Origin of the sequence: Emticicia sp., assembly GCF_043780375.1 — a bacterium.
Lineage (GTDB): Bacteria > Bacteroidota > Bacteroidia > Cytophagales > Spirosomataceae > Emticicia.
In genome coordinates, this window is record NZ_JAYWCU010000156.1 from 1 (window position 1) to 6,155 (window position 6,155).

Genomic DNA, 6,155 nt, shown 5'->3' on the forward strand with positions numbered 1-6,155 from the left:
ATTCTGACGAAGGTATTATCGGCCAAGGCTTTTTCCAAATTTTTGAGGGTTTTGGTCAAAACGATAGGTTTTCCATTGGCTAAATGTAGCACACAGTAGTTCTGTTGTCCTTCAATCCAAATGATGTTTTCATGGGGTAATTGTTCTTTTGGACGATGTTTTGAAAGTGCGAGTGTTTTCATAGTTTTAGTTTTAGAATGGCCAAAATTATAGTTTCTGAACACTCCAAAAAACTACTAAATGTAGTAGGATTGAATGAAAATGATAGTTCCTTCTATATAACAAAAGGTTATCGAATAGGTATAAAAAAAGTGTCATAAATTAACTCATGACACTTTTTTGAATATTTTTGATAATTTTTATTTTGCTCTACTCAATTCTTTAAAAATAGTAGTCACTATTGCATCACCATTTATAAATCCACTCCCGAAGGTTTTATCATAATCTTTAGTAAGGTTCATGGCTAATATTTTATCTAAGTTTTGACCAGTTTTTATGTTTTTCTTTACAGCATCTCTCAATGACATGACGGCATCACGCACATCTCGATAATCCTTTTTATTTGCTAAATCGCCATGCCCTGGAATGAGAATAGTTTCGTCATCAATTAGGAGTAAAGCTCTCGAAACTGCATTGAGCCAACCATTTACTGAACCACCAGAGTTGGCATCAATATACGGGAAACGACCTTTCATAAAGCAATCGCCTGTGTGTAATACATTGCTTTTTGGCAGAAAAAACATCGCATCGCCATCGGTATGAGCGTTTTCTACATGGAAAATAACGATATCTTCATTGTTCAAATATACATTCATGTCATCAAAAAATGTAACAACAGGAAATGCCGCCGATGGTTCAGGCTTTGTTAATTTGGTAAATTTTAGATTTGTAGAATCGGCTGCTAATCTTGCTCGAACATTGGCATGAGCGAAAATTGTAGCACCTTTATTGGCAAAATTTACATTGCCGCCCGAATGGTCACCGTGATAGTGGGTGTTAAATAGGAATTTGACTTGACCCGGATTTATCGCTTGGATAGCCACATTTATTTTTTCAGAAAGTGGAGCAAACTGGTCGTCAATCAAAATATTACCATCTTTTCCTGAAAGCAACATCATGTTGCCAGCCCCCGACCACTGTAGCATACTGATATGATCATTGATTTTTATGGTGCTAATTACCGCATTATCGGTATTAGGTTGAGCATAAATAATAAAAGTGTTGAGGCAAAAAAGGCTCAAAACACAAGGAGATAACTTAGACTTCATTGTTTATAGTGTTAGAAGTTCGAATAGCATTTGGAAATTTACTACGAATTTAATTCTTTTTTTTAAAATATCATTGTTTTTCAAAATGAAAAATAATGATAAGTTATTCCATTTAGTAAGTATAATGACACTTTGAAGAAACTATTGTATTCAAGGTGACTCGTTATAAAATCAGGATAGCAACTAAACCAGTTTATTCTGCAAAGCCTTAGAAATTGCCTCAGTTGCTGAATTTACATGAAGTTTTCGGTAAATGTTTTTCAAATGAAAATTAACGGTCGGATAGGATATTTTTAAGTCGTCGGCAATGAGTTTATAGCTTAAACCTCGTACTAAAAGTTCAAGAACTTTTTGTTCGCTATCTGTCAATTCAATAAAATCATTGATTTTTTGATTTTGGTTTTGAAACATCGTTAGCACCTTGCGTGCTATGCTCGGTGACATGGGTGACCCGCCTTGATAAGCATCTATAATTGCCGAAACATAACGCTCAGGCGAAGAGGCTTTCAGAATATAACCACTTGCTCCCGCACAAATCGCAGCAAAAATACGGGTGTTTTCTTCAAAAACTGTTTGCATCAACAGCTGTACTTCTGGATATTTATTTTTCACTAACTGCACAGCCTCAATGCCCGAAATGCCAGGCATCTGAATATCCATCAAAATAACGTCGGGTTTGTCTCGGCGAGTATTTTCCAAGATATTTTTGGCATTGGGATACGCATTTACGAATAGCAATTCTGGCACACTCCGAATCGTTTCAGTGAGCAATTCCCGCAAGTCGGGTATATCTTCGTAAATACAAACTCTTATCATAACAGTTTTTCTTGCAAAGATTTGATATTTATTTCTCTAAAAAAACTATTAGATTTAGTAGGTAAGAGAAATTATGATTTACAAATATGATTTAGATAATCTCCTTCTTTTGATAAATAAATTTTATTAACGCAACACTAACTGCACTTCTGTACCTTCATTTTCTTTTGATTTGATTACTAATTTTGCTTTAATTTTATTGGCTCTTTTTTGAAGGTTTTCTAAACCATTGCCTTTCTGAATGGCATCTTCATTAAACCCTTTTCCATTGTCTAAAATGCTTATAGTTAATACTTTATCTATATTTTTTACCAAAAACCTTGCCTCAGTAGCAGCCGAATGGCGAGCAATATTATTGATGGCTTCTTTGAAAATCAAATAAACTTCTCGTCGATCAAGCACAGGCAAAACGATTTGATAAGCTGCTGAATCAACATCTATTTGGAGGTCAATTTGTTTGGAATCAAAAACATCTCTTGCAAAAGCAATGATGCGTTCGAGCCATTCTTCTGATTGGTCGTTTGAAGGGTTTATATCCCAAACAACTTCTCGCACTAAACGCAAAATCTCTCTTGATTTTTGGCTAATCGTATCAAATCTGCTGGCAATTTCGGGATTAGCCAAAGTAGTTCGTTGGCGGCTTAATTCCGAATACATGGTCAAACTACTCAATGACGCCGCCAAATCATCATGTAAATTGGTCGAGATTTCGTTTCTGATATTTTGTTGGCGTTGTTGTTCTTTCTGACTTTGCCGAAGTTTATCGCCAAAAGCCACCGAAAACAACACAATTTCGAGCATCGAACCCACCATTAAGTAATATTCTTGGTTCATTGCCGATACAATATTGAGGTTTTTTAAACCCACAATGATTCCTGCAATCGAAATACTTACCATTGCCAAAGCATAATAACGAATGATGCGGATTTTGCGAGAAAAATATATAAACTATCGATATTTGAAGTGTCAACAAAAGAAAAGTTAAGGCAATGCCGATAAAATTTGAGTACCATTCATAGTGTAAAAGCAAACTAATATTAAACAATAAAAATAGCATCGAAAAAGCTTTGACAGGTATAATTATTTGTAGAATATAGGCTTTGAAATTCAAGAATTCGATAGTGAAATAAATCATGAAAAATGAAGAGAAGTTCAAGAAAATCAAATGAAATCTGTCATTTAACCACGAATTTGACCAAATATATTGGTAAAAAAATCCATAAAGTACTGCTTGCAATGCCCCGAAACATAGGACGTAAAAAATATAATAAATCAAAGAATTGTCTCGAATGACCATCCACAAAAATAAGTTGTAAAGAGCTATCAATAAAATGAAACCAAAGTAAATTCCCCAGATGATTTTGCGGGTAGAAATCTGTTGAAAAAGTTCGGATTCTTGCCAAAAATTGATTGGAAACTTCAAGTCTTCGGTACTTTTAAAACGCAAAAAAATCAAGTATTCTTGGTTTTCAATCATATCGATTTTAAAAATCGGATTGGAATCTTTAATCGGACTCAAATGATAGGGAAAATGGTCGCCTTGTTTCTTTGAATGGATGATTCGATTATGCTCCAAAACAAACAAATCTACTTCGTTGATTCGACTATTTTCGATTTCTAAAAACCATTTTTTGTCTGCTAAATTCATCACCCGCATCATCAACCAAACGGGTTTGTTGGTATAGCCAAAATTAGGAATATCGTTAGAAATTGGCTTAAAACTATCCATAAATTGAATATTTTCGATATTTGGACGCTTAAAAGCATCTAACTCATCCACAAAACTCAAGCACCGATTAGCAACAAATTGATGCGTTTTTTCTTTGCTCAAAACAAAATCAGGCGTTTGTTTACTTTTCGTAATATCGTCAGCATAAAAACGATTTAGTCCATTTACACCACCAAAAAACAATTCTCCATTGGTTGATTGCAAGGAGCTGTAACCATTAAATTCGTAAGCTTGTAGCCCATCATTTAGGTTGAACGAAGTGAAGCGTTTTTGTTTGGCATCGAAGCGAGCAAGTCCACGATTGGTACTTACCCAAATCTGTTGGTTTTTGTCAATTTCGCACGCATAAATGAAGTTATTGGGCAAGCCGTCTTCGGTTGTAAAAGCCTCGCTTTTGTTTGTTTTTGGACTATAATGATAAAGTCCATTGCTTGTTCCAATCCACCACGAAAAATCAACTTTTGATTGCTTTACACAAATCGGAATACCATCTTGAATAATTTCTTTGACAGTATAGTTTTCGAAATTATTTTGTGTTTTTATTTCCCACAATCCACCATTATAAAATCCGATAAAATATTGATTATCACCTATTTTCTTAATCAAAGAAATGCGTTTGTCATTAAAAATAACTTTGTTTTTAATGACTTTTTTACGTTTATTTAAAAAATAAATACCTGCTTCTGTACCTAATAATATGTCATTTTTATCGTCTTCGATATACCGAATAAAATTCGATAAGGAGCGGTCTTTTCCATAGGGATTATTGACCTTTGTAATGGTTTGGTTTTGCAAAAATGCCAAGCCTTGTGAAGTGCCAATCCAAATATTTTTGGAGGAATCTTGCTTTAAAAATCGAATGGTATTGGACGGTAGCAGATTATTTTTTTCATCATTATAAAAACTTTTTTCTATGCTCAGATTTTTATCATTGATGATCCAAAGTCCACTTTGTTGCGTACCTAAAATGAGTTGATTTTTAGACTCATCTTTCAGTATAAATCTTATCGAATAATTGAGTAATTCTTTCGGGAAGTTTTCAGGAAAAGGAATCCTAAAACTACTCAAATTGCCAAGTAAAAGCTGAATACGGTCAATGCCATAAGGGTCGGTGTTTGCCCAAATAATACCGTCATAATCAACATAAACTTGACTGACTTCGTTGATATAAAGATTGTTTTTACCTAAATAGCTTTCATTTTTTATTTGTATAAAATCTTGATTACCAATAGAATAGCGTAATAAACCATGCTTTTCGGTCGCTAACCATAAATTTCCTTTTTGGTCAGTATCTAAATCAAAAACCAATTGAATCGACTTGTTTTTGCCAAATTCTTTGATGTATTTTATTTCGTTAGAGAAAAAATCGAATGAAACCAAACCATCGGAAGTAGCAATCCAAAGCAGCTTGCCGACTGGCAAAATTTTGATAATTTCGAGCGGTTTCCCTGCTTTGTTTTTTGGATGATTGGAGAAAAAATAATCAATGTTTTGTTGGGCTGTGTCGAGTCTAATGACCGCATCGGCAGTATGAATCCAAAGTTTACCAAAAGCATCAAATTGCGTAGAGTTGACTGTTCGGAAATAATTAGTTTTGAACGATTTATTGGGAAGAATAACTTGTTTTTTTTGAGATTTCAGAGACAATTTCACCAAACCTTCTGCATCCGACCAATACCACACAACACTATTGGTAGCTTTGATTGGGAATACTTCATTTTTTACGATTTCGTTCTTATTATTTTTGGTAAAAAAAGTCTCAAAATCATTGCTGACGTATCGATAATGATTCAATGAGTTTTCAGTACCAATCCATAAATCGCCCTTGTCATCTTCAATGATTTTCTTAATTTCTATACCATTAATACTGTTTTTTTGTTTTTTTGATGGCCGAAAAATTGTAAAGTTTTCACCATCCCATTTGTTCAAGCCATCTTGCGTACCAAACCACATTGTTCCTCTCGAATCTTTTAGCATGGCAAAAACAGAACCCTGCGAAAGTCCCATTTCGGTGCCGTAATGGTCTATTCGGTAGTTTAGTTTTTGGGCTTTCGAGTAAAAAAAGCAGCAAATAAATAGCCCAACCAAAAATAATACTCGGTGGTGAAACATATAATTTATGAATGCCTTTAGGCATGTTATATCGGTAGAAATTAATAATAAAAATATTTCGCTCCGATGGGGCTTGAATTTTGAATATTATTTTTACTCTACGGCAGCGGCCGACCGTCAATATTATGTCCCGAACGGGACAATTACACAATATTCATTAAAAAAATTAACTCTTTGATGAGGAAGCTTTTAGAGGTTGTTTAAGTTTTTTGATTTGGGCTAAAAAAGTG

Annotated in this window: 6 protein-coding genes; 1 reads left to right on the forward strand and 5 read right to left on the reverse strand. The window is 34.1% G+C overall.

The genetic code is table 11. The annotated features are described in order from the left end of the window. From ACH2CJ_RS12425 to ACH2CJ_RS12445, 5 genes are all read right to left on the reverse strand, one after another. The coding region (locus ACH2CJ_RS12425; RefSeq protein WP_394993131.1) for a LytTR family transcriptional regulator DNA-binding domain-containing protein at positions 1-182 on the reverse strand (182 nt) is incomplete at its 3' end. Positions 183-359: 177 nt separating this feature from the next. Then, positions 360-1,268, reverse strand: coding sequence for an MBL fold metallo-hydrolase (locus ACH2CJ_RS12430; RefSeq protein WP_394993132.1), 909 nt, complete (start codon positions 1,266-1,268; stop codon positions 360-362). 183 nt (positions 1,269-1,451) lie between these two features. Further along, complete coding sequence (locus ACH2CJ_RS12435; RefSeq protein ID WP_394993133.1) at positions 1,452-2,084, reverse strand: response regulator; 633 nt, start codon at positions 2,082-2,084, stop codon at positions 1,452-1,454. 126 nt (positions 2,085-2,210) lie between these two features. Next, the gene (locus tag ACH2CJ_RS12440; RefSeq protein ID WP_394993134.1) at positions 2,211-2,918 is read right to left on the reverse strand and encodes a sensor histidine kinase; all 708 of its coding nucleotides are present in this window, start codon (positions 2,916-2,918) and stop codon (positions 2,211-2,213) included. Continuing rightward, the gene (locus ACH2CJ_RS12445) at positions 2,845-5,925 is read right to left on the reverse strand and encodes a 7TM-DISM domain-containing protein (RefSeq protein ID WP_394993135.1); all 3,081 of its coding nucleotides are present in this window, start codon (positions 5,923-5,925) and stop codon (positions 2,845-2,847) included. The genes ACH2CJ_RS12440 and ACH2CJ_RS12445 overlap by 74 nt, the downstream gene beginning before the upstream one ends. Before the next feature lie 7 nt (positions 5,926-5,932). Here ACH2CJ_RS12445 and ACH2CJ_RS12450 point away from each other — a divergent pair, with 7 nt between their 5' ends. Next, positions 5,933-6,103, forward strand: coding sequence for a hypothetical protein (locus ACH2CJ_RS12450; protein WP_394993136.1), 171 nt, complete (start codon positions 5,933-5,935; stop codon positions 6,101-6,103). The last annotated feature ends 52 nt before the right edge of the window (positions 6,104-6,155 follow it).

Excerpts from the sequence above, each read along its gene's own strand:
- ACH2CJ_RS12430 (WP_394993132.1), bottom strand. The coding sequence starts at position 1,268 with ATGAAGTCTAAGTTATCTCCTTGTGTTTTGAGCCTTTTTTGCCTCAAC.
- ACH2CJ_RS12435 (WP_394993133.1), bottom strand. The coding sequence starts at position 2,084 with ATGATAAGAGTTTGTATTTACGAAGATATACCCGACTTGCGGGAATTG.
- ACH2CJ_RS12440 (WP_394993134.1), bottom strand. The coding sequence starts at position 2,918 with ATGAACCAAGAATATTACTTAATGGTGGGTTCGATGCTCGAAATTGTG.
- ACH2CJ_RS12445 (WP_394993135.1), bottom strand. The coding sequence starts at position 5,925 with ATGTTTCACCACCGAGTATTATTTTTGGTTGGGCTATTTATTTGCTGC.
- ACH2CJ_RS12450 (WP_394993136.1), top strand. The coding sequence starts at position 5,933 with ATGAATGCCTTTAGGCATGTTATATCGGTAGAAATTAATAATAAAAAT.